The sequence below is a fragment of the Tenacibaculum profundi genome, assembly GCF_057162725.1.
The window spans coordinates 2,379,434-2,404,994 of the sequence record NZ_CM169894.1; the positions used below are offsets into that span (position 1 = coordinate 2,379,434).

The 25,561-nt window shown below is 31.6% G+C and carries 23 protein-coding genes; 22 read left to right on the forward strand and 1 reads right to left on the reverse strand.

The genetic code is table 11. The features are described from left to right. Positions 1-23: 23 nt before the first annotated feature. The 21 genes from AC2GW8_RS09655 to AC2GW8_RS09755 all read left to right on the forward strand — a co-directional run bounded on the left by AC2GW8_RS09655 (position 24) and on the right by AC2GW8_RS09755 (position 21,754). The gene (locus AC2GW8_RS09655; RefSeq protein ID WP_440879668.1) at positions 24-1,496 is read left to right on the forward strand and encodes a PSP1 domain-containing protein; all 1,473 of its coding nucleotides are present in this window, start codon (positions 24-26) and stop codon (positions 1,494-1,496) included. After that, positions 1,471-1,974 (forward strand): gliding motility lipoprotein GldH, encoded by a 504-nt coding sequence (gene gldH, locus AC2GW8_RS09660; RefSeq protein WP_440879669.1) that lies wholly within the window; start codon positions 1,471-1,473, stop codon positions 1,972-1,974. Before AC2GW8_RS09655 ends, gldH begins: the two co-directional genes overlap by 26 nt. Then, positions 1,974-4,283: a transglycosylase domain-containing protein gene (locus AC2GW8_RS09665; protein ID WP_440879670.1), complete on the forward strand. Its 2,310-nt coding sequence runs from the start codon at positions 1,974-1,976 to the stop codon at positions 4,281-4,283. Before gldH ends, AC2GW8_RS09665 begins: the two co-directional genes overlap by 1 nt. A 20-nt stretch (positions 4,284-4,303) precedes the next feature. Next, positions 4,304-5,005 (forward strand): CoA transferase subunit A, encoded by a 702-nt coding sequence (locus tag AC2GW8_RS09670; protein ID WP_440879671.1) that lies wholly within the window; start codon positions 4,304-4,306, stop codon positions 5,003-5,005. Positions 5,006-5,116: 111 nt separating this feature from the next. Then, on the forward strand, positions 5,117-5,770 hold the full coding sequence (locus tag AC2GW8_RS09675; protein WP_440879672.1) for a 3-oxoacid CoA-transferase subunit B: 654 nt from the start codon (positions 5,117-5,119) through the stop codon (positions 5,768-5,770). Positions 5,771-5,796: 26 nt separating this feature from the next. Continuing rightward, complete coding sequence (locus AC2GW8_RS09680) at positions 5,797-6,561, forward strand: exodeoxyribonuclease III (RefSeq protein ID WP_440879673.1); 765 nt, start codon at positions 5,797-5,799, stop codon at positions 6,559-6,561. 66 nt (positions 6,562-6,627) lie between these two features. After that, positions 6,628-7,992, forward strand: coding sequence for a lytic transglycosylase domain-containing protein (locus tag AC2GW8_RS09685; RefSeq protein ID WP_440879674.1), 1,365 nt, complete (start codon positions 6,628-6,630; stop codon positions 7,990-7,992). 116 nt (positions 7,993-8,108) lie between these two features. After that, positions 8,109-9,101 carry a DUF4837 family protein gene (locus AC2GW8_RS09690; RefSeq protein WP_440879675.1) on the forward strand — a complete coding sequence of 331 codons (993 nt, stop codon included), beginning with the start codon at positions 8,109-8,111 and terminating at the stop codon, positions 9,099-9,101. Positions 9,102-9,284: 183 nt separating this feature from the next. Then, positions 9,285-10,139: a helix-turn-helix domain-containing protein gene (locus AC2GW8_RS09695; RefSeq protein ID WP_440879676.1), complete on the forward strand. Its 855-nt coding sequence runs from the start codon at positions 9,285-9,287 to the stop codon at positions 10,137-10,139. Between the two features lie 96 nt (positions 10,140-10,235). Next, entirely contained in the window at positions 10,236-10,778 is a 543-nt protein-coding gene (locus AC2GW8_RS09700) for a cysteine hydrolase family protein (RefSeq protein ID WP_440879677.1), read from the forward strand. Positions 10,779-11,014: 236 nt separating this feature from the next. Beyond that, positions 11,015-13,252 (forward strand): type IX secretion system periplasmic lipoprotein PorW/SprE, encoded by a 2,238-nt coding sequence (gene porW, locus AC2GW8_RS09705; RefSeq protein ID WP_440879678.1) that lies wholly within the window; start codon positions 11,015-11,017, stop codon positions 13,250-13,252. 28 nt (positions 13,253-13,280) lie between these two features. Further along, positions 13,281-13,688 (forward strand): bactofilin family protein, encoded by a 408-nt coding sequence (locus AC2GW8_RS09710; RefSeq protein WP_440879679.1) that lies wholly within the window; start codon positions 13,281-13,283, stop codon positions 13,686-13,688. Continuing rightward, positions 13,657-13,878, forward strand: coding sequence for an AtpZ/AtpI family protein (locus AC2GW8_RS09715; RefSeq protein ID WP_440879680.1), 222 nt, complete (start codon positions 13,657-13,659; stop codon positions 13,876-13,878). Before AC2GW8_RS09710 ends, AC2GW8_RS09715 begins: the two co-directional genes overlap by 32 nt. Positions 13,879-13,881: 3 nt before the next feature. Next, positions 13,882-14,262, forward strand: coding sequence for a DUF6168 family protein (locus tag AC2GW8_RS09720; RefSeq protein WP_440879681.1), 381 nt, complete (start codon positions 13,882-13,884; stop codon positions 14,260-14,262). Positions 14,263-14,391: 129 nt separating this feature from the next. Then, positions 14,392-15,507 (forward strand): F0F1 ATP synthase subunit A, encoded by a 1,116-nt coding sequence (gene atpB, locus AC2GW8_RS09725; protein WP_440879682.1) that lies wholly within the window; start codon positions 14,392-14,394, stop codon positions 15,505-15,507. Positions 15,508-15,552: 45 nt separating this feature from the next. Next, positions 15,553-15,741, forward strand: coding sequence for an ATP synthase F0 subunit C (gene atpE, locus AC2GW8_RS09730; RefSeq protein ID WP_004569351.1), 189 nt, complete (start codon positions 15,553-15,555; stop codon positions 15,739-15,741). Positions 15,742-15,849: 108 nt separating this feature from the next. Further along, positions 15,850-16,350 carry a F0F1 ATP synthase subunit B gene (locus tag AC2GW8_RS09735; protein ID WP_440879683.1) on the forward strand — a complete coding sequence of 167 codons (501 nt, stop codon included), beginning with the start codon at positions 15,850-15,852 and terminating at the stop codon, positions 16,348-16,350. 7 nt (positions 16,351-16,357) lie between these two features. Further along, positions 16,358-16,915 carry an ATP synthase F1 subunit delta gene (atpH, locus tag AC2GW8_RS09740; protein WP_440879684.1) on the forward strand — a complete coding sequence of 186 codons (558 nt, stop codon included), beginning with the start codon at positions 16,358-16,360 and terminating at the stop codon, positions 16,913-16,915. A gap of 21 nt (positions 16,916-16,936) precedes the next feature. Further along, entirely contained in the window at positions 16,937-18,517 is a 1,581-nt protein-coding gene (gene atpA / locus AC2GW8_RS09745; protein ID WP_440879685.1) for a F0F1 ATP synthase subunit alpha, read from the forward strand. Between the two features lie 73 nt (positions 18,518-18,590). Continuing rightward, complete coding sequence (gene atpG, locus AC2GW8_RS09750; protein WP_440879686.1) at positions 18,591-19,451, forward strand: ATP synthase F1 subunit gamma; 861 nt, start codon at positions 18,591-18,593, stop codon at positions 19,449-19,451. A gap of 629 nt (positions 19,452-20,080) precedes the next feature. Then, entirely contained in the window at positions 20,081-21,754 is a 1,674-nt protein-coding gene (locus AC2GW8_RS09755; RefSeq protein ID WP_440879687.1) for a hypothetical protein, read from the forward strand. A gap of 59 nt (positions 21,755-21,813) precedes the next feature. Here the strand turns inward: AC2GW8_RS09755 and AC2GW8_RS09760 are convergent, their stop codons facing one another. After that, a complete protein-coding gene (locus tag AC2GW8_RS09760) occupies positions 21,814-22,695 on the reverse strand; it encodes a hypothetical protein (protein ID WP_440879688.1) in 882 nt (293 codons plus the stop codon). A 180-nt stretch (positions 22,696-22,875) separates the two neighbouring features. On the opposite strand from AC2GW8_RS09760, the gene AC2GW8_RS09765 reads away from it, so the two are divergent. After that, a complete protein-coding gene (locus AC2GW8_RS09765; RefSeq protein WP_440879689.1) occupies positions 22,876-25,554 on the forward strand; it encodes an Ig-like domain-containing protein in 2,679 nt (892 codons plus the stop codon). Positions 25,555-25,561: the final 7 nt, after the last annotated feature.

Here is a 25,561-nt window from a genome sequence, read left to right on the forward strand (position 1 = left end):
TTTAAAAAATATAAATATTAATTATGGGTTGTAGCAGTTGCTCAACTAACAAAAACGGCATTCCAAAAGGATGTAAAAGTAACGGAAATTGTGCTACCGGATCATGTAGTAGTGGAACAAAATTAGCCGTTTTTGATTGGTTATCAAATATGTCTTTACCAGCAGGTGAGGTCCCTTTTAACATATTCGAAGTCCGTTTTAAAAACGGTAGAAAACATTTTTTTAAAAATACAAACAATTTGAGTATCTCAATGGGAGATATCGTTGCTGTGGAGGGGTCTTCTGGTCATGATGTTGGCGTTATTTCTTTAGCAGGTGAACTAGTAAAAGTTCAAATGAGAAAAAAGAAGGTGCTCGTAGATAGTGATGATGTAAAGAAAATATATAGAAAAGCATCACAGAAGGATATTGACGTTTGGCAGGAAGCAAGAGAAAGAGAAAAAGAAACACAGCGAAGAGGTAGAGAAATAATATTGAAGCTAGGACTGAAGATGAAATTATCGGATGTTGAATATCAAGGAGATGGGACAAAAGCTACTTTTTATTATACGGCAGATGACCGTGTTGATTTTCGCCAGTTAATTAGAGATTTAGCAAGTGCTTTTTCAATAAGGGTAGAAATGAAACAAGTAGGAATGAGACAGGAAGCAGCAAGATTAGGTGGTGTTGGCTCATGTGGCAGGGAACTGTGTTGTTCCACTTGGTTAACTGATTTCAGAAAGGTAAATACAGCATCAGCTAGGTATCAACAATTATCTTTAAACCCTTTAAAGTTAGCGGGACAGTGCGGAAAATTGAAGTGTTGTTTAAATTTTGAGTTAGACTCGTATTTAGATGCTCTTAAAGAATTCCCAAAGCAAGATGCTATTTTAAAAACAGAAAGAGGAGACGCCATTTTTGTTAAAATGGATATATTTAAACAGTTGCTTTGGTATACATACAAAGAAGAAAGTTATAAATGGTACAAATTATCTTTAGACCAGGTAAAAGAGATAATTGAACTAAATGAATCAGATGAATTAGGAGCTCCACTTGAAGAATACGAATTAGAAGTTGTGGATGAGCCTAAAAATGATTTCGAAAATGTTGTAGGTCAAGATAGTCTTACTAGGTTTGATGTTCCAAAAAAACCAAGGAGGAATAGAAAAAAGATAAAAAAAACAAATAATAAACAGCAGGGAAATAAGAGAACAAATACCTCAGGAAAATCGCAAAACAAAAAAGTTAACAAAAATCAAGATAAAAAAGTTTCTCACATAAAAAACGAAAATAAAAAAACAAATCAACAAAATAATAAAAAAGAAGCACAGCCAATTAAGTCGCAAGGTAATAGAAGAAGAAATAATAATAAGCCTAATTCAGAAACGAAAAAAAATGGTACTGGTAATAATACTGTAAATAATAAAACTAACACAAACAGTAGAGCAAAAAGAAACACCAATAATAAAAGAAGAAATAATAGTAAGAACAATGCTGAGAATAATAAGCAAAAGTAAACTTTTGATTGGTTGTTTAGTACTTTTAATTTTCTTTATCTCTTGTGATAAGAAAAGAATTTATGACAAGTATTTGACATTAGACAATCAAGAATGGAATATTAAGGATGAGCTCCAGTTTGTTTTTTCTATTCAAGATACTCTCAAAAAAAGAAATATATTCATTAATTTAAGGAATAATAAAGAGTTTCATTTTCGTAATTTATTTTTAATAACGCAGTTAAAGTTTCCTGATGGAAATGTCATAATCGATACATTAGAGTATGATATGGCTGATGCTTCAGGTAAGTTTTTAGGTCATGGATTCTCTGATATTAAAGAGAATAAACTTTTTTACAAAGAGAATATCGTTTTTCCTAAAAAAGGAACTTACATTTTTAAAATTAGACAAGCAATGAGAAAAAATGGTGAAGTAAAAGGTATTGAAAAGTTAAAAGGAATTACAGATATTGGGTTAAGAATTGAAAAAAGAGAGTAATGACAGAGAAAAGAAAAGTAAGTTTTATAAAGTATACAAAATGGTTTTGGGGAATAATTTTAGGGGGAATAATTTTTATTTCTTTTTTATTTTTACTTGCATCTTGGGGAGTCTTTGGGAAGCTTCCGACATTTGAGGAGCTGGAAAACCCTAAGAGTGATTTAGCAACAGAGGTAATTTCTGCTGATGGGAAAACCCTAGGGAAATATTACGTTAAGGCAAATAGAACACCAATTCAATACAAAGACCTTCCTGATAATTTAATAAAAGCATTAATAGCAACTGAAGACGAGCGTTTTTATGAACATTCTGGAATAGACTTTAAAGGTCTAGCAAGAGCAATTGCAAAAATGGGTGCTGGAGGAGGAGCAAGTACCATAACTCAGCAATTAGCTAAAAACCTTTTTACAAAAAGAGCTTCTTCGAATAAACTGAAAAGAATTATTCAAAAAATGCAAGAATGGGTTGTTTCGGTAAAATTAGAAAGACAGTATACTAAAAACGAAATAATCACAATGTATTTAAATACACAAGGATTCCTCTTCAATGCTACAGGGATTCGTTCAGCAGCAAGGATTTATTTCGGAAAAGAACCCAAAGAGCTGGATATACAAGAGTCTGCAATCATTGTTGCAATGCTTAAAAATCCAAGACAGTATAATCCGCATAGAGAAATTTCAAAAAAGAAATCTTTAGGTAGGAGGAACGTTGTTTTTTCTCAAATGAGAAAAAACAATTTTTTAACAGAAAAAGAAAAAGATTCTCTTCAAAAGTTACCACTTAAAATTAATTTTACACCGGAGAGTCATAGTGATGGTTTAGCAACGTATTTTAGGGAGAATCTAAAGAAAATTTTAAAAACATGGGCTAAAAATAATTTGAAGCCAGATGGTAACGCTTATAATATTTATAAAGACGGTTTAAAGGTTCATGTAACCATTGATTCACGTATGCAAAAATATGCAGAAGAATCATTAAAAGCTCATATGACAAACTTACAGTCCTTCTTCAATAAGGAACAAAAGACTAACAAAACAGCACCGTTTTATGATTTAGACAAAGCTGAAATAGCTAGTACGATGAGAAGAGCAAAACAAAACTCTGATCGTTATAAAAAGATGAAAGCAAAAGGAGCTAGCGAAAAAGAAATAGAGCAAGCGTTTAATACTGAGATTGAGATGAGAGTGTTTTCTTGGAGAGGAGATCGTGATACTGTTATGACGCCATATGATTCTATACGTTACTATAAGCATTTTCTCAGATCTGGTTTGGTTTCTATTGAGCCACAAACAGGCCATATTAAAGCTTGGGTGGGTGGAATAAATCATAGGTATTTTAAATATGATGCTGTTGAACAACAGAAGCGACAGGTAGGGTCTACATTTAAACCTTTTGTTTATGCTACAGCAATTAACCAGTTAAAGATGTCTCCTTGCGATAAGTTATCAAATACTCCATACACAATTCCAAAAGAAAAGTATGGAATGCCCGAGGATTGGACACCTAAAAATTCAAGTGATAAGTATGGAGGGGAATTAACATTAAAAGAAGCTTTGGCTAAATCAACTAATGTAATTACAGCACAATTAATAGATAAAGTTTCGCCGGTAAATGTAGCGCGTTTGGCAGAGTCAGCAGGAATTAAGTCTAAAATAGAAGCGAATCCATCGATCGCATTAGGAGCTATAGACTTATCTTTAATTGAAATGGTCAGTGCTTACTCAACTTTTGCTAATAAAGGGCTTAGGGTAAGTCCTATGATGATAACTAGAATTGAAGATAAAAATGGAACTCTTCTAGAAGAATTTGTGCCTCAAACCAAAGAGGTGTTAAGTGAAGAATCAGCTTATGTTATTCTAGATTTAATGAAAGGGGTTACGGAATCTGGATCAGGAGGAAGATTAAGGTCTAATTGGACAAGGCAGAAGAAAGAATGTACAGGTTTTCCGTATAAGTTTACTAATCCAATTGCTGGTAAAACAGGAACTACTCAAAATCAGTCAGATGGATGGTTCATGGGAATAGTGCCAAATTTAGCGACAGGTGTTTGGACTGGTGGAGAAAATAGAGCAACTCATTTTTACGGGATTGGTCGAGGTCAAGGAGCTACGATGTCATTACCAACATGGGCATTGTTCATGCAAAAATGTTACCAAGACAAAACACTGAATATAAGTAAGGAAGACTTTGAGAAACCTTCTCAGGAATTAACAATTAATATTAATTGTTCGACAAAAAATCCTAATAAAGATAAAGGAATTGAAAAAGAAGAAAAAAAAGAAATTGATTATGAAGACACAGATTTTTAAAATATAACAAGCAGCTATATATGATTAATAAAAAAGTAACAAATGTACAAGAGGCAGTTACTGGAGTTAAGAGTGGAATGACGTTAATGTTAGGTGGATTTGGTTTGTGTGGAATTCCTGAAAATGCTATTGCAGAATTGGTTCGGTTGGAGATAAAAGATCTTACTTGTATATCAAATAATGCAGGTATTGATAATTTCGGTTTGGGGCTGTTACTCCAACACCGCCAAATAAAAAAAATGATTTCATCTTATGTTGGAGAAAATGATGAGTTTGAGCGTCAAATGCTATCAGGTGAGTTAGAAGTAGAATTAACCCCTCAAGGTACGCTAGCAGAGAAATGTAGAGCAGCACAAGCAGGTTTTCCTGCTTTTTATACACCTGCTGGCTATGGAACTGAAGTAGCAGAAGGCAAGGAAGTAAGAGAATTCGATGGTAAAATGCATGTGCTAGAGCCGGCATTTAAAGCAGATTTCTCTTTCGTTAAGGCTTGGAAAGGAGATGCGGCAGGAAATCTTATTTTTAAAGGCACATCAAGGAATTTTAATCCAAATATGTGTGGTGCTGCAACAATAACAGTTGCAGAGGTTGAAGAACTAGTACCAGTAGGAGAGCTAGACCCTAACAATATACATATTCCTGGGATTTTTGTACAGCGTATTTTTCAAGGCGAAAAATATGAAAAAAGAATTGAGCAAAGAACCGTTCGTCAAAAGGTTTAATTCCTTTTGTACAGTAGTGAGTCAATAGTTTAGAAATCTATTGAGTCATTTTTGCATATTTTTTAAAAACAGACTATACACATACACATTATTAAATTGATACAATAGAAAATGTTAGATAAAAACGGAATCGCTAAACGTATAGCAAAAGAGGTGAAAAATGGTTACTACGTAAATTTAGGAATTGGTATTCCAACATTGGTAGCCAATTTTGTTCGAGATGATATTCAAGTTGAATTTCAAAGTGAAAATGGTGTTTTAGGAATGGGACCATTTCCTTTCGAAGGTGAAGAAGATGCTGATATAATAAATGCAGGAAAACAAACAATAACTACGCTTCCAGGGGCTAGTTTTTTTGACTCAGCAACCAGCTTTTCAATGATTCGTGGAAAGCACGTACACTTAACTATTTTAGGAGCCATGGAAGTGGCAGAAAATGGTGATATTGCTAACTGGAAAATTCCAGGTAAAATGGTAAAAGGAATGGGAGGAGCCATGGATTTAGTGGCAAGTGCTGAGAATATCATTGTAGCAATGATGCACACAAACAAACGAGGAGAATCAAAACTATTGAAAAGGTGTTCCTTACCATTGACAGGTGTGGGATGTGTAACAAAAATTGTTACGAATTTAGCCGTAATAGAGATAAAAAATAACGCTTTTCACTTACTGGAAAGAGCACCTGGGGTTTCTGTAGAAGAAATTAAAGCATCAACGGAAGGAACTTTAGTGGTACAAGGAGAAATACCTGAAATGGATATTTAAACATAAAAAGATTAGGAAGTTAATCGATGAAAATAATTTCATACAACGTAAACGGTATAAGAGCTGCAATAAAAAAAGGTTTTTTAGAGTGGCTTAAACAAGCGAATCCTGATGTGCTATGTATTCAAGAGACGAAGGCGCAACAAAATCAGTTAAATGCTAATGATTTTACTGAAGCAGGTTATCCGTTCCAATATTGGTTTTCAGCTCAGAAAAAAGGATATTCTGGCGTAGCAGTTTTCTGTAAAAACGAACCTAACCATGTGGAATATGGTACTGGGATAGAAAGTATGGATTTTGAAGGTAGGAACCTAAGAGTAGATTATGATGATGTTTCAATCATGAGTTTGTACTTACCTTCTGGAACAAATATTGATCGACTAAATTATAAGTTTACTTATATGAAGGAGTTTCAAGAGTACATCAATATTCTAAAAGAGAAGCATCCTAATATTATTATTTGCGGAGATTACAATATTTGTCACGAAGAAATAGATATTCATAATCCTAAGATGAAAGGCGTTTCTGGTTTTTTGCCAGAAGAGAGAGCTTGGATAGGAAATTTTATAGATAGTGGATTTATTGATAGTTTTAGGTATTTAAATAAAAATTCAGGTCATTATAGTTGGTGGAGTTATAGAGCAAACTCGCGAGCAAACAATAAGGGGTGGAGAATCGACTACTGCATGGTGTCAGATTTATTGGAAGATAAGATTAAAAGATCTTATATTTTACCGGAAGCAAAACATTCTGATCATTGTCCAGTTGTGGTCGAAATGAATATTAATTAAGTACGTTAAGAATAAAATGTAGTATTTCATTTATTCTAATAAATAATTTTTTAAAGAAACATATTTTTGAAAATTTTATTAAAGCTATTATTTTTCTATGGATCAGTGTTAATTGCACAGCAGCCAGTAGACTCTATTTTAAAGACAAAAGGAACTATAAAGCCTGATTCTGTTAAGTTAGTAGGAAAAAAAGACTTTTTTACTAACAGTGATCTAAAAAGAATTGATAGTCTTCTCGTTGAGGGTACCTTTAATTCTTCTTTATTCGATAGTATACAATACGTTATTAACGATAAGGATGTAAAGATTGAAGAAAATGTTATTCTGTCTAAAGAGTCGCTAATAGATAGATTAAAAAAACTAGATGAAAAAACACCGTTTAATTTATCATATAACCCAGCTCTAGAAAAAGTAATTAATAAATATCTGAAATATAGAAAAAAATATTACCCAGCTTTAATGGCTAAAGCAGAATATTATTTTCCAATGTTTGAGCAGTATCTTGATCAATACGACGTTCCAATTGAAATGAAATACTTATCAATTGTGGAGTCTGCCTTAAATCCTAAAGCTCGTTCATTTGCTGGAGCTACTGGTCTATGGCAATTTATGTATGGAACGGGTAGGCAGTTTGATTTGAAAGTAAGCTCTTATGTTGATGAGAGAAGAGACCCAATAAAATCAACGGTCGCAGCATGCAAATACTTAAATCAAATGTACAAAGTTTTTGGTGACTGGGATTTAGCTCTTGCAGCATATAACTCTGGCCCAGGAAATGTCTCAAAAGCGATAAAAAGATCAGGAGGGTATAAAAATTATTGGAATATTAGGCCATTCTTGCCTAGAGAGACAGCTGGTTACGTGCCAGCTTTTTATGCAACAATGTATATTTTTGAATATGCAAAAGAGCATAATTTATACCCTAAAACTCCAGAAATTTTTTATTTCGAAACAGATACCATAAAAGTAAAAGAAACAATTAGTTTTAAACAAATTTCACAAAAGGTAAATATAGATGAAGAATTACTTTCTTTTTTAAATCCAGAATACAAATTAGATATTGTTCCTTATGTTGAAGGCCGTAATTATTCCATAAGGTTACCTAAATTAAGAGTTATTGATTTTCTTGATAAGGAAGAGGAGATTTACAATTTGGCAAAGCAAGATGAAGCCAAACGGGAGAAGCCATTGCCACGTTACTTTGAAATGGATAAACGGATTGTATATCGAGTTAAAGGGGGAGATTATTTAGGTAAAATAGCAAATAAATTTGGAGTAAAAATTAGAGATCTGAAGGGGTGGAATGGGTTGAAAAAAAGTAATCTAAAAATTGGTCAACGATTATTCGTTTACCCAAAGCGAATAGTGGTCTCAAAACCAACTTCTAATAATCAAAAAAAGAATTTAAAAACAAAAATTAAATCTATTTAATTTTTAATGCTATTTATGTTGTATAATATAAAAAACAATCATTGTAGTTATTATTAATAATGGAATGATTTTTGATTTTAATTTGTAACCAAAAATAAACTTAAATACATAAAAGTATGAGAAAGTCATTGTCATTACTACTGTTATTGTTATTGATAATTTCCTGCAAACAAAGTTCAAAAAGTAGAGAGGTTATTTTACCCTCATCTTCAGGTAATACCAATAAGATTTTAGTAGTTTTAAAAGCTAATGATTGGGATGGTAAGGTAGGTGATGAAATTCGAGTTGTATTTGGAGAGCATCAGGTAGGATTGCCACAGCCAGAAACATTATTAAATGTAGGTCAAATAGACCCTGCTGGTTTTAAGGGGTTTATTAAGCATAGCAAGGCGATTTTAATTTGTAGAAAAGGAAAAGAAGAACAAATTTCAATAGAAAGAAATAAATACGCAGAGCCTCAAATAATTGTTTACGCTACAGCTAAAAATGAAAAAGATTTAGTAGGTTTGATAAGAAATAGAGGAAAAGAAATTATTAAAATTTTTCAAGAAGAAGATATCAAGTTTATTCAAAGTGTTTTTAAAAGCGAACGCATGGATGAGCGTAAATTTAAAACCATTCAAAACTTGAATGTTAAGGTTGATATACCTAAGAGATATAATTTAGTAGAAGATAAAGATGATTTTTTATGGCTTCGTCAGCACTTAAAAAGTGGTATTGCCAGAGGAGATGGTAGTAATAATATTTTAATATATAGTGTTCCTTATGAAAATGGATCTAATGTGGCAGATAATATTTCATCTATGAGAGATATGATTGGTGAAAAGTATATTCCAGGTGGAAAAGAAGGAATGTATATGATTACTGAACAGGCGTATACTCCGCATACAAATGAAATCGAGTTTGATGGCAGGAAAGCCTTTGAAACCAGAGGTAAATGGGAGGTTAAAAATGATTTCATGGCTGGACCATTTCTTAATTACACAATCATTGATGAAAAAAATAAAAGATTAGTGGTTTTTGAAGGATTTACATATGCACCGTCTGTAAACAAGAGAAATTTTGTTTTTGAACTTGAGGCAATTGCTAAAACATTAAAAATTAAATAATATTTTTATATTTCTTTTGGTGTATTTATAAGATGGGATTTAATTGTTGATAAAAATATAATTAAAAGTTAGTAAACTTTTATTAAAACTTGTTAATAAATTTAATTAGATATAATTATAATAAAAAAATAAACACCGTTAATTTTTCAAAATAGGCTTTCAATTTGACTTATCGATTATTTTATGTTTCAATTTCCAAAAGATCTCCAGAGTCATGTATCTTCAGTTCAAAGTTTAAGAAAAGAAGTTTTAGCACTACATGTAAAAGCAGACTCTATAAACAAATATAGTACAGTTCTTCAAACAACGCATTGCTTAGAAGTTGTTTTAGTTGGTCATCGAAATATAATAAGTTCAGTAGATAAAAGAATAATAACTAAAGGTGATGTACAGTTTAGAAAAAGAGCTAATTATATTTTTGAAACCTCATCTGACTATGAAGGAGTTTTATTCTTCTTTGAAAACATGTTTATTACTGATTTTCTTGAAGAGCATGTCATTATTCATTCAAAAAGAGAAACAAAAGAAGAGTTACCTCCTTTTACCTTTAGAGTGACTCCTTTCATAACCTATAATATAGAGGAAATAGTAAGTGTAATTAATAGTAAAAGAGAATATAGATCTTGCATTGTGAAGTTTTCGTTGCACCAAATTTTACTTCAAATACTTGATAGAAATAAAAATAATGTTTACGTAGAATACCTTAAATATCTGGTGAATAATCAGAAAATAAATTTACCTTACTATATGGAGAAGAATTTTACACAAGCCTTAAATATTGAAACGTTAGCAAAACAAACAGGAAGAAGTTTAAGTACCTTTAAAAAAGAATTCAAAGAGGAATTCAAAACAACACCTATGAAATGGCTAATTAATCGAAGGCTTAAGTATGCTAATTATTTAATCACCAAAACGACACGTACTGTTTCTGATATTGCATTCCATTGTGGTTTTGAGAATGTATCACACTTTTCGAAGTCATATAAAGCTAAATTTGGATTAAGTCCCGTAAACGAGAGAAATACTAGCACGATATAAAAACTTCACAGCAAAAACATATAACTTTACAGCAATGTATACATGCTAAAGAGTAGCTAATTTTGTTCCTATAAAAATCAGATAAAATTAGATAAAATGAAAACAGCTTTAGTTATTGTAGATTTACAGAACGATTATTTTCCTAATGGAGATTGGGAGCTTAAAGGAACAGAAAAAGCTGCAGGAAACGCAGCAAAACTTTTAAATTATGCTAGAAAAAAAAATATGCCTGTTGTGCATGTTAGACATGAGTTTCCAAACAACGATGCTCCTTTTTTTAAGCCAAATTCTAAAGGTGCTGAAATTCATGCAAGTGTGATAAATCAAGAAGGAGAGCCAGTTGTCTTAAAACAAGAAATAAATAGTTTTAAGAATACCAATCTAAAAGAAATTTTAGATGAAAATAATATAGAAAATTTATGGATATGTGGTGCAATGAGTCATATGTGTATTGACGCTGTAACAAGAGCAGCTAGTGATTTTGGATATAATTGTACTGTCGCTCATGATGCGTGTGCAACCCTAGATTTAACATTTAATGGAGTTACTGTTCCAGCCGAGCAAGTGCATGCTGCATACATGGCTGCATTACAATTTGCCTATGCAAAAGTTTTAGCTACTGAAGAAATTATAGGATAATAAACATGCTTAAAAAGCAGGATGGTTATAAAAAAATAATCCTGCTTTTTATCAAGTAAACATATAAAATATAGTATGTCAAAAGTGTTTTTAAAATCATTCTGACTGTCGTAATTTCGATATTTTTTTTATTTCAATTTTAAAAATGCAGAATTTTTCCTTTTTATTACTAATTTTACGCATTTACGTACAATAACTTAGCAGTATAATTGTTGTACAATATATGCGTATTTTTTATGAAAAAACTATCCAAAATATTCGTTTTCAGTATTGTTTTACTTTACGTATGCTCATGTGGCACGAAGAAAAATACCCTTATAAATCGTAAATTTCATTCGTTAACAACAAAATATAACGTGTTGTTTAATGGTGAGCAGGCATTTTTAAAAGGTTTAAAAGAAATAGAAGAAAAGCATCAAGATAATTTTTGGAGACGGTTGCCAATTGAGCCAATAACTTTTAATGAGAATGTTATTGAAGCACCGCTATTTAAACCTGGTGTAGGATTCGATGATTCTGAAGAAGAAGAAGAAATAAAGCCGTTATCACACTTTGATAAAGCAGAGGAGAAAGCAGTAAAGGCAGTTCAGAAGCATTCAATGAATATAAATGGGATAGAAAGAAATAACAAAATTGATGAAGCTTATTTGCTTTTGGGAAAAGCACGATATTATACACAACGATTTATACCAGCTGTAGAAGCTTTAAATTATGTGATTTCCAATTATCCCAAAGCAAGTTTAATATACGATACCAAAATATGGAGGGCGAAGGCAAACATTAGGTTAGATAATGAAAAGTTAGCGATTGAGACTTTAAACTTGTTAATAGAATTAGATAAAAATGAAAAAAGCTTATCAGATTCACAAAGGGAACGTGCACATACAGCAATGGCGATGGCTTATGAAAAAACAGATACGATACAAAAGGTAATTAAGCACTTAACACTTGCCTCAAAAACATTTAAAAATAAAGAACAATCGGCACGAAATATGTTTATTCTAGGACAAATATATGCAGAATTAGATAGGCGTGATTCTGCTCGTATCGTTTTTAAAAAATTAGCTGATACAAAAAGGGCTTCAAGAAAATATAGAGTAAGAGCTGGTATTGAATTAGCCAAAAATACGGATAATGATTCTTCTTCAGTAGTAGTGTTAGGTAGGTTGAAGAAACTAGTTAAAAATACAGATAATCGTAAATTTTTGAATGCTTTGTATTACCAGTTAGGAGTACTTGAAGTTGGAAGAAATAAAATTGATAACGCTGTTGATTATTTTAATAAATCATTGAAAGCTAAAACAAATACTGATTATCAGAAAACATATGCATATGAGCAATTAGGAAACATTGCTTTTAATAAGCAAAAATATGTTTTAGCTGGGACTTATTATGACAGCTTACTAGTTGCGACACCAAAAGAGTTTGAGCAAGAAAAGAGAATTAGAAGAATTCGTAGAAAAAATAAAGGACTAACAACTTTAAGAAAGCACGAAGAAACGATAAAAGTGAATGATAGCATTCTAAAATTGGTTGCAATGAGTCCAGATCAAAGAAAGGTTTTCTTTGAAGAATATATAGAAAGAATTAAGAAAGAAGATGAGGAAAAAAGACAACAATTATTGAATTCTCAGAATTTCGGAAGTTCTTTTGGTGGAGGTTCATTTATTGGTGACATTTCTGAACAAGGGAAATGGTATTTTTATAACGATCAAACAATAGCATTTGGTAAAGCTGAATTTGAAAGAGTATGGGGAAACCGCCCTTTGGAAGATAATTGGAGATTATCAGAAAAAGAAGGAGGTTTAATAGTAGAGAACGAGCTAATAGCTTCAGAAGAAGAGGAAAAAGAAAACCCAAAATATGTCCTTGGTACTTATTTAGATGCATTACCAAAAGAGAAAGAAGAAATAATAGTTTTAAAGAAAGATAGAAATGAGGCATTATATCAACTGGGCTTAATTTATAAAGAGCAATTTAAAGATTACGAGTTAGCTTCTTCAAAATTCGATAGATTATTAAATATCAAAAGCCACGAACAGTCTGACTTAGCTATAAACTATCATTTATACCAAGTTTATACCAATGCTGATAATCAGGAAAAAGCAAATAAACATAAAAAAGTAGTGCTAAATCAATATCCAGATAGTAAATTTGCCCAAATTATAAGGAAGCCTAATGTAAAGCTGGTAGAGGAAAAGAAAATAGATGAGGTTCTTAATAGATATAAAGAAATATACGTTATTTATAAGTTAAATAAATTTGATGAAGCTCTAGTAGAAATTGATAAGTTTGAGCCTAGAGTTAAAAATTCAAATTTAATTCCTAAATTAGCTTTATTGAAAGCTCTGTGCATAGGGAAAGTTGATGATAAAGCAAGCTATAAAAAGGCGCTTGAGTTTGTTTCCTTGAGTTATGCAAATACCGATGCTGGTAAAAAAGCAGAGGAAATATTGAAACAGTTAATTGAATAAAATTTTTTTTTGTAAAGCCCCCGTGTAAATGTTCAGTAAAGACAGTAAAAAACCAGGAGAGAGAGTAGTTTCAGAAAGAAACGTAATTGGAGGAAACACTAAAATTGTAGGAGAAATTGTATCCGAAGGTGACTTTAGGATCGACGGAACACTAGAAGGTAATATAAAAACTAACGGTAGAATAATTATTGGAGAAGCAGGCTTAGTTAAAGGAAAGGCAGAGTGCACCAATGCAGATGTAGAAGGTAAGTTTGCAGGAGATTTACAGGTTTCAAATGTTTTAACCGTAAAAGCCACAGCAAATATTACAGGTGAAGTTATAATTGGGAAGTTATCCGTAGAGCCAGGAGCAACTTTTAATGCGACTTGTTCTATGAAAGGGGCTGTTAAAGAGCTAAAGAAAAATGAACAAAAAAAGACCGAAAAATCAGCTTAATAAATATGTTCGTTTCTCTGGTATAGCATTTCAAATGGGTTTGACTATCTACTTAGGAAGTGTTTTAGGGAAGTGGTTAGATGTTACTTTGGCAACCAATGATGGTCTTTTTATGAAAATTTGTACCCTTTTTGCTGTTTTTGGTGCTATGTTCGCTGTTATACGTCAAGTAAGTAATTTATCTAAATAAAAAATGATTAAGCGTATTTTACTTTTTTTTGTTGTTATATGTGTGACTTTTATAGCTAGTTATTTTTTTCATTTTTCTGTTTTGGAAAATAAAGACTTACAACTTTCATTTTCATTACAAAGGGTGTATTTTTTTTATGCAATTTCAGCGGTTTTAATATATTTAATAGTCACCGTCATTTCTGAAAAAACACCAAACCAGGCGGGTTATGGATACCTAGCGTTGATGTTTGTGAAAATTGGTTTTTTTTTAATACTATTTAAAAGCACAGTTTTTTCAGAAATTCCAATTGATAAGCCAGAAAAAATATCTTTAGTAATACCTTTCCTGTTGTTTCTTTCTCTGGAAACTATTTTTATCGCAAAGCTCTTGAATAACAAATAGTTTTTCTATTACTAGTAGATTCAATATCCTTTAAAAAACTAAACAAAAAAAGGGTTTGTAGTTCTAATTTATTGTGTACCTTTGCACCGAAATTTAGAGACCAAGTAAATCTATATTTAGCAAGGCATTATGATAGCAAACAAACCTATCTTTTATTTAACGATAATAGCATTAGTATTTAGTTCATTCACAGCGTTCGCTAGTGGAGAAGAAACTTCAAGTAAAGAGGGGCAAATCAACACTCCTGAAGGTATTAAAGAATATATAAAACATCATTTAGCGGATTCTCATGATTTCGCTTTGTATTCGTATACTAATGATGTTGGTGAGCGAAAGCATGTAGGTTTTCCATTACCTGTTATAGTTTGGACAAGTAAAGGTTTGAAGTCTTTTATGTCTTCGGCATTTCATCATAATGATGATGGGCATGTAATTGTGGATAAAGGAAACGTGAAATTAGTGAAGATTCATAGCAAAATTTATGAATTAAACGAAGGCGCGGATGAAGTTGTTTTTGATGCGTCTCATCATGCGACAAACGCTCATAAAGTGCTTGATTTTTCGATTACTAAAAGTGTTTTTGGGATGTTGCTTGCAGGTCTTTTAATGTTTTTAGGGTTTAGGTCTTTAGCGAATGGATACAAAAAAGAAGCTATTCCAACAGGTGTTGGTCGTGTTCTAGAACCGTTGGTTTTGTATGTTAGAGATGAAATAGCAAGACCTAATATCGGAGAAAAAAAATATCGTAAGTTCATGGGGTTCCTTTTGACAGTGTTTTTCTTTATTTGGATTTTAAACTTATTAGGTTTAACCCCGTTAGGGTTTAATGTTACAGGGCAGATTGCTGTTACAGTTTGTTTGGCATTATTTACTTTTTTTATAGTACAATTTAGCGGTAATAAAGATTACTGGAAGCATATATTTTGGATGCCTGGAGTGCCAGTGCCAATGAAAATAATTTTAGCGCCAATTGAGGTGCTGGGAATGTTTACAAAACCATTTTCTTTATTGATTCGTTTGTTTGCAAATATGACAGCAGGTCACTTTGTAGTAATGAGCTTAATTGCCTTAATGATTACATTGAAGAATCAGTTTGGAGTTTTTGGGTCAACAGGAATGTCATTGTTATTAGCTTTGTTTATTTCTGTGATTGAAATACTGGTAGCGTTTTTACAGGCATTTATTTTTACAATGTTATCATCATTATTCATTGGGATGGCTGTTGAAGAACACGAACATCATTAAAAATAGAAATTAAGAATTTGTTTAATTATATATAAATCAATTAGTATGTACAATTTAATTGGAGCAGGATTAATCGTAATAGGTGGAGGAATCGGATTAGGTCAAATTGGAGGTAAAGCAATGGAAGGTATTGCTCGTCAACCTGAGGCTGCTGGTAAAATCCAAACTGCGATGATCATCATCGGGGCATTATTAGAAGGTTTGGCATTTGGTGCATTAATCTTAGGGAAATAATTCCGGAGAAATTAAAAAAATAAAAACATTTACCTGTAACGGTTGGTTGCAGGAAATGTTTTTAGTTAGAATTAAACAAAATTATTAAAGAATAAATTACATAATATAATGGATCAGTTATTAAATGATTTTTCACCGGGGTTGTTTTTCATGCAAGCATTAATCTTAGTAGTTATACTTTTTTTAATGATCAAGTTTGCTTGGAAGCCAATAATGAATGCGCTTACAGAACGTGAAGAAGGTATTCAAAACGCATTAGACGCTGCAGATGCAGCAAAAAAAGAAATGCAAAACTTGCAGGCTGATAATGATAGATTACTTAAAGAAGCAAGAGCTGAAAGAGATGCAATGTTAAAAGAAGCGCGTGAAATTAAAGATAAAATTGTTGCAGATGCAAAAGAGGAAGCAACAGAGCAAGCTTCTCAATTAATTGAAAATGCAAAGTCTTCAATAGAACAAGAAAAACAAGCTGCCTTAGCTCATGTCAAACAACAAGTAGCTGAATTATCGATTGGTATTGCAGAAACTGTCGTAAGAAAAGAATTAGCTTCACAAGATGATCAATTAAAGCTTGTTGAAGGAATGTTAGAAGAAGTTACTTTAAACTAATCATTCAATGAAAGGAGCAAGACCAGCATTACGTTATGCAAAAGCACTCTTAAATCTAGCAACTGACGCGGGGAATGAAACAGAGGTTAACAACAATATGAAGTTAATCGCTGATACAATTGCTGAAAGTAGCGAGTTAGATGCAATGCTAAAAAGTCCAGTAATAAAAGCAGCTGATAAGCGAAAAGTTTTGACTGCGCTTTTTGGAGATAAAGTAAATAACATTTTGAAAGGATTGTTTAATATATTGGAAGAGAACAAGCGTATGGTTATGCTTGAGCCAATAGCAAAGCAATATGCTGTTATTTATGATTACCACAAAAGCATGCAAGTAGCAAAGGTGACTACAGCAGTGCCTTTGAATAAAGAATTAGAACAAAGAATCTTGGCTAAAATTGTTGAAATAACAGGAAACCAAGCAAATATTGAAAATATAGTAAATCCAGACATTGTAGGAGGATTTATTTTAAGAGTTGGTGATGTACAGTATGATGCTAGCATTTCAAACCAATTCAAGGAATTAAGGAGAGAATTTGACAATAGTCATTATATTCCAAAAATTTAATTTTACATCAAAAGATATAAAATGGCAGCAATTAAACCAGCTGAAGTATCAGCAATTTTAAAGGAGCAATTAACAAATTTCGAAGCGAAAGCTACGTTAAATGAAGTTGGAACCGTATTACAAGTGGGTGATGGTATTGCTCGTGTGTATGGTTTGTCTAATGTACAATACGGTGAGCTAGTTGAGTTTGATAACGGTTTAGAAGGAATCGTGTTAAACTTAGAGGAAGATAATGTAGGTGTTGTTTTGTTAGGTCCTTCAACAGGTGTTAGTGAGGGTTCAACAGTAAAGCGTACTGAAAGAATCGCTTCTTTAAAAGTAGGAGAAGGAATAGTTGGGCGTGTTGTAGATACATTAGGTAACCCAATTGATGGTAAAGGCCCTATTAAAGGCGAAACCTATGAAATGCCTTTAGAGCGTCGTGCTCCTGGGGTAATTTATAGAGAACCTGTAACAGAACCAATGCAAACTGGAGTTAAGTCTGTAGATGCTATGATTCCTATCGGACGTGGTCAGCGTGAATTAATTATTGGTGACCGTCAAACTGGAAAGTCAACAGTTGCTATCGATACTATCTTAAATCAGAAAGAGTTTTACGATGCAGGACAGCCAGTTTACTGTATTTATGTAGCTGTAGGTCAAAAAGCTTCTACGGTAGCTGCTATTGCAAATATGTTAGAAGAAAAGGGAGCTTTAGCATACACTACTATAGTAGCTGCAAATGCATCTGATCCTGCTCCTATGCAGGTATATGCTCCATTTGCGGGTGCTGCAATTGGAGAATATTTCCGTGATACTGGTAGACCAGCTTTAATTGTTTATGATGATTTGTCTAAACAAGCTGTAGCTTACCGTGAGGTGTCTTTATTATTACGTCGTCCACCAGGGCGTGAGGCGTATCCTGGAGACGTTTTCTATTTACACTCAAGATTATTAGAACGTGCTGCAAAAGTAATCAATGATGATGCGATTGCTGCTGAAATGAACGATTTACCAGCTTCATTAAAAGGTAAAGTAAAAGGTGGAGGATCTTTAACTGCATTACCAATTATTGAAACACAGGCTGGAGACGTTTCTGCGTATATTCCAACAAACGTAATTTCGATTACTGATGGACAGATCTTCTTAGAGTCTGATTTATTTAACTCAGGGGTTCGTCCTGCAATTAATGTAGGTATTTCTGTATCACGTGTAGGAGGTTCTGCTCAGATTAAATCAATGAAGAAAGTATCTGGTACATTAAAGTTAGATCAAGCTCAATATCGCGAATTAGAAGCATTCGCTAAGTTTGGTTCTGATTTAGATGCCGCTACTTTAAATGTAATTGAAAAAGGTAAGCGTAATGTTGAAATTTTAAAGCAAAATCAAGGTGATCCTTTTACTGTTGAAGATCAGGTGGCAATCATCTATGCTGGGTCTAAGAACTTATTAAAAGATGTTCCAGTAAACAAAGTAAAAGAATTCGAAAGCGATTACATAGAGTATTTAAATGCAAAGCATAGAGGTACATTAGATACATTAAAAGCTGGTAAATTAACAGATGAAGTAATTGATACTTTAACTGCGGCAGCTAAAGAGATTTCAGCTAAATTTTCAGCTTAATTAAAGATTTTAGTGTTGAGTATTGAGATGATATTTCTCAATACTCAATGCTCAATACTAAATAACTGCTAGTATGGCAAACTTAAAAGAAATACGTAACAGAATTAGTTCTATCAAATCAACAATGCAGATTACTTCTGCCATGAAAATGGTATCCGCTGCAAAGTTGAAAAAAGCTCAAGATGCTATTACGGCAATGCGCCCTTATTCATCGAAGCTTACAGAGTTATTGCAGAGCTTAAGTGCTACTCTAGATAGTGATGCAGGTGGAGCTTATTCTACAGAAAGAGAAGTAAAGAAGGTATTATTAGTTGCTGTAACTTCGAATAGAGGATTATGTGGTGGCTTTAACTCTTCAATTATAAAAGAAACAGTTAAAACAATCAACGGAAAGTATAACGGAGTTGCTGCAGATTTACTCACCATAGGTAAAAAAGGAAATGATATTTTATCAAAAGAGTATAATATTATTGAAAACAGAAATGATGTTTTCGATGAGTTAACTTTTGATAACGTAGCATTGGTAGCTGAGCAATTAATGAACTTATATGTTGATGGATCTTATGATAAAATTGAGATCATATACAACAGGTTTAAAAATGCAGCTACTCAAATTGTACAAGTAGAGCAATTTTTACCAATTAAGCCTATTGAAAGTGACGAAAGCGTAAACTTAGATTACATTTTCGAACCTTCAAAAGAAGAGATTGTTTTAGAATTAATTCCGAAATCATTAAAAACGCAATTATACAAAGCTATTCGTGATTCATTTGCTGCCGAACATGGTGCTCGTATGACTGCAATGCACAAGGCAACAGATAATGCTACGGAATTACGTGATGAGTTATTATTAACGTATAACAAAGCTCGTCAAGCTGCTATTACCAATGAAATTCTTGAAATTGTTGGAGGTGCAGAAGCACTAAATAACTAATAAAATATTATATATAAAATAAAAAAACCAAAACATTTCGTTTTGGTTTTTTGTTTTGATAAATCCATACATAAGGGTTATACTTAACTAAAAGTTACTTCATCTATTATAAAAATAACCTTTACAATATACATTAGTTTATAGATTAATTTTTATCAATATTATTTCATTTTTGTTTTACGATTTACATAAAAATACTAGATAATTATTATAAGATAAAGAAATAGGATAAACTTTTTAATTAAGTGCTATATTACTTAAAAGCGAAAATTTCTAATTAGCTTTAATAAGGTAATAGTAACCATGCTATGAAATCTATGACTCTTCGATGAAAGAGTATGGAAAATGTTCAATAAGAAATAATAGTATACTTGACGTTTAGGTTATGTAAATTGAATTATTGAAGCTATAATAGTCCGATTTGACTTTATAGTTTCTTTTGATAAAAAGTTACTTTCTAAAGGTTTATCGGATATACATATTGAGATAATTTATTTATTCTAATATCAGAAATAGTAGGTTTAAATTTTTTTACTATTAAAAAAAGCACTAATTTCGCGCCGCATTCTTTTTTTAGGTTAAATAAGAATGTCAATGCTAAGAAAATTTTAAACACTAATATATACGCTATGATAAAAAATTTCATTTTTATACCAGCCCTTATTTTACTTATTCTTTCATCATGTAGTAGTGAAGAAGAAAAACCTAATTTACCGCCTTTAAAAGTTTCTGGAATAGAGTTGGAGGTGATTGAGAATACATTTGTAAAATTATATTGGAATGCATCTGAAGATCCAAATGGAGATGAAGTTAGCTACAATGTTATTGTGAATGGTAATGTATTGGCTAGTAGAACTAAAGAAAATAACCTTGATATTGATGTAGGGTCATATTTGACAGGAGCAAAAAATAACAGTACTCGAGGTATGGGACTTGAGCTTACCGTTAATATCACTGCCATTGATTCTGAGAATAATCTTTCTGAGGAGTCAGTTGTGAAAAGGTATGTTTTTGTGAATAGGAATCCAGGCGACTTTGATTTTAAAGAAGTCAATTTTGATTTTTACACTTATAGTTCAGTAAGTGTGGATTGGTTTCCTTCTAATGATGCTGACAATGATTTACTTTCTTACGATATCTATATTAATGAAAAGCTTTATGTAAATGATTTTGTAATAGGAACCAATTCGAATAGTAATATGGGTTCAGTAAATATTCCTTTTCAGTTTGAAGAATTATTGGATCAGGAGATTACCATTAAAATTATAGCTAATGATAGATCAGGAGGTGTAAAAGAGGTATCAAAAACGGTCAATTTTAGAGCTACAGATATTGATTTAGGTGAAGTTTCATTGCCCTATAGTGAAATACTTAATTATGAATTTTTAGCAGACGAAGTAGATAATAGAATCGGGTATAAATTTATTCTCACAGAAAGAACAGGCATTTCTTTAACTGATGATTATGGCAGAAATATTGAGTATTCGTTAAGAGATGCTAACAACAATTATATTTTTCGTGGACAAAATAACTTGAAAAGTGAAAATTTGAATGCTGGTAGTTACTATATTGAAGTTAAAAATAATTATGGTAATTTATTCAATGGTTCTTTTAATCTTATTTTTAGAGACCCAAGAGAAACAAATACTAATTTAGGAAGTATAGCACTTCCTTATAGTAAGTCTTATGATATTACTTCTATAAATGAAGAACCAGATAATAGCATTATCTATACTTTTACTATTCCATCAGGTAATTATAAATATACATTTTCTTCAAATTCAAGTGTCTATTTTGAATTAAGAGATAGCAATCAGAACCTACTGACAAATACAAGCAATCATAATAACCAGTCATTATTTTCAGTTCTAACAGGTCCAGAAACATTTCACTTAAAAGTTATTAAGAATAATTATGCGTACAATGAAATTAATGGCTCATTTAATATTAAAATTGAAGAATTTGAAGGAACCTCGCATAATAATAATTTAGGTAATATATCAACACCTTTTCATAAAAATTTCGATTATAATAATTCCATATCGATCAATGGAAGAGTTCGCATCAGTTTTACAACTCAAACATCATTTAATTACCATTTTGAAATTTTAGCAGCAAACTATGATACTTATCTGTATTTATATCACTCTAACGGACAGCTTATAAGTTCTGATGATGATGGAGCAGGAAACGGGAATTTGTCAAAAATAAATGGAAATTTATCTCCAGGAGGTTATTATCTTGAAATAGGTGGTTATAATGATGCTTCAGGTAGTGGAGTGTTAGGGTTTAATATCTATTAATAATAAGAAAAACATAAATGATTACAGAGCGAACTAATTTTTGGTTCGCTTTTTTTCTATTATTTTTTTAACTTCAAAAATATTACAGAGTTAATTCTATTATTTTTCTCTTGGTTTATATAAAAAAAGACAAGTAACGGCATTATACTGTGTGGTAATCGATAGATCACAAGATATAAATATTGGTGTATTATGCTTAGAGAAATATCATAATGAAAGCCACTAAAAATTCTAGCAAAAGCAGTTGCAAAACCCCAAAAAGAGGCATACAACAAAGCAACTTTAGCAATTTTAGGTATAAAAACAGCAACCGCTACTAGAAAATCTAAAATTCCGGCAATAAGTAATATTTTTTTTACTATTTCTTCTTCAAGGTTTAGTATGTTCAACGTCATCGTAACGAAGTTTACAGGTAATGGATAAAAGTAATCGATAGCATATATTCCGTGACAACTAAAAGTTAACAGGATGAAAATTTTTAAAAATATAATTAGTTTTTCTTGGTTCTTATCTTTTAAAAAATAGATTAATAGGGTAGGAACCCCAAATTGTATGCTGTGTTCAAAGAACATAATCAAATGATAAAACTTTTCTTTGGTTAATAATAAGGCCAAAAAGATTAAGTTAATAGCACCTAATTTTAAAATTGAGCTCATCCAAGTTTTAGAGCGCTCATTAATAGTTAGTGAAATTATTGCACAGATGCCATATAGAATACCAGTAATTTTTGTTAAAAATTGAATTGCATCATCTGTATATACGTTGGTGACATAAGCTTGCCAAGAAATACCTAGTACAGTCGATACAATTGGTTCCAATAGATTTTGGTCCCAAAAAAGGCTTCTGTAGGGTGCATCCCAAAATAAATGTTGATAACACCTTCCCAAAAAAATTAAAAAGGAACTAATTTTTAGAATACGTAGTAGTGTTGAATTCTTCATATTTAAATATAAAAATGATGTTTTTGACTTTATGTTAATTAGCAGTTATAAAATTAGCTTGTGTAAGTTAAGAGCTTACCAGGAAAGTGATCATTGCATTAATTGTTTTTTTGAGTTCAATATGTAATGTATTCAGAAATATATTTGTAGATTTTGTATAGTAAACTTAAATCCTTCATTATGAAAAAAAAAATATTCACTTTGTTTTATATGACTTCTTTGGTTACTTTTTCTTTCAATAATAGATATAGGCTTGTAATTACAGATAATCCAGCTACAACAATTACATTAGGTTGGAATCAAGTTTCAGGTTCAAGTCCCATTTTGTATTATGATATCATTGATCACGGAACAAACTGGTCAAATTATTCAAATTCAAAATCAGTAGATCGTTCAGTTTATTATAAAGGGATGAATAATACGTTTATTAAAATGACAGGTTTAAGACCAGATACTAATTATTATTTTATAATAAAAGATAGCGAGGGAGTAAGTGATCGGTTTTGGTTTAAAACCGCTCCAAGTACTAATAAAAAATTATCTTTTATTGCAGGTGGAGATTCAAGAAATAATAGAACTCCCAGAAGAAAGGCTAATTTGTTGGTAGCTAAATTAAAACCAACCGCTGTGTTTTTTGGAGGAGATATGACTAATGGTGATTCAAGTTTAGAATGGAAAAAGTGGTTTGATGATTGGCAAAATACAATTGCCGATGATGGAAGAATGTTTCCGATTATTCCTGCTAGAGGAAATCATGAGGATTCTAATAATAGTATTTATAATTTATTTAATGTACCCTCTTCTAAAATATACTACGATATAACTTTTGGGAACGATCTTTTTACTATGTATACATTAAATTCAGAAATTTCGGCTGGAGGAAATCAATTGAATTGGTTAAAGCATAAGCTATCTAATAACACAGCTATATGGAAGTCTGTTCAATATCATAAACCAATGCGTCCGCACGTGTCTTCAAAGTCCGAAGGGAATGATGAATATTCAAACTGGTCTGCTCTTTTCCATGATTATCGCGTAAAACTTGTTTTCGAATCAGACTCTCATACAGTAAAAACAACTTGGCCTGTAAGACCGTGTTCTGGTAAGGGAGAATGTGATGAAGGTTTTATCCGAGATGATATTAGTGGGACTGTCTATATTGGTGAAGGTTGCTGGGGAGCTCCTCTACGCTCTTCTAATGATAATAAAACATGGACTCGTAATGCAAGTTCTTTTAATCAGTTTAAATGGTTTTTTGTAGAAGAGTCAAAAATAGAAGTAAGAACTGTGAAAGTAGGTAATGCAAGTACTGTAGGTTCTGTAACAAATGATGACCCATTTTTTATGCCAACAAATATAGATATTTGGACTCCATCTAATGGAAGCATAGTTACTATTTTAAACCCTAATATTTACATTCCAGAAGTTGAGATTAAAAGCCCTCTTAATAATGCCTCCATTGAAGTAAACTCAAAAGTTAATATAACTACTAAAGTATCGGATGCTGATGGTTATGTTAATGAGGTTAGATTTTATGTTAATGATTCTTTGATAAAAGTAGATAAAAACCCTCCTTTTGATGCATCTTGGATTCCAATAGTTGATAAGAAGTTATATAAACTTAAAGCGATCGCTTTTGATAACGAAACCAACGAAAGTTTCCCTAGTGAAATAAGTGTTTTTGTAGGGGATGTTATAAGGACTATGATAGCGAAAATTACAAGATCAAATGATGATGTTGAAGAGTACCAGTCGTCAGGTAAAATATATATGAATAGTTCGGATTTAGAAATGACTTATGACGGAATTTCTAGAGGAAATCAACACGTTGGGCTGTTATTTCGAAATATTAATATTCCTAAGAATGCAGTTATTAAACAAGCATACATACAGTTTACAGTAGATGAAATAAATTCGAGTAGTACAAGTCTAAACATTAAAGTAGAGAACTCATCAAATGCTACAGAAATAAGTCCTTTAAAGTACAATATTACTTCAAGAGAATACAACAGAAAAAAGGTAAGTTGGAATCCTGAGCCATGGAGTTCTATTGGTGCTTCTGAAGAAGGTCAAAGAACACCAGATTTAAGTTCTCTCGTTCAAGACATCGTAAACAAGTCAAATTGGAAGTATGGAAATAGAATACTTTTTTATATTTCAGGAAAGGGAGAAAGAACTGCAGAATCATATGATGGGAACGTAAGTAAAGCGCCTCAATTAGTAGTAAAATACACCAAGGGTATTGATGGAAATATATCTTTTTGTAAGGAGGTATCTGTCAAACTAATTTTTGATCAATATGCTTCAGAAACGTCATGGAAAATGAAGAATGTTGAAGGGGAAATATTAATGAGTGGTAGTGATTATTCAAAAAATGAAGGAGAAATGGTAATTAGTTCAAAATGTTTACCTATTGAGTGTTATGAATTTATTATTGACGACTCTGCTGGAGATGGTATTTGCTGTGATTATGGTAAAGGGTCATATCAAGTTATTAACTCTGATAAAGAAGTATTAGTATCTGGCGATATTTTTGGGTCTCACGAAGTAAAAACAATTTGTTTGTCTGAGTTTACTGCAAAATATCTAGAACAAACAAAAAGTAGTAAGATTAATTCTGTAGATTTATTATTATATCCCAACCCAGCTGTAAATAAAATTAAGATTAAAGAGAGTGTCAATACCTTATTTTGGACTGCTATCATTAAAGATATTAATGGTAAAGTACTAGACGTAGCTCCTGTGATTAATGGAGAAATCGATCTCACGTACTTTCCTACCTCAAATTTCTATATTATCGAAATCTTTAATGAAAAAAAACAATTAAAATCAATAAATAAGATATATAAAAACAATTAATACTTAT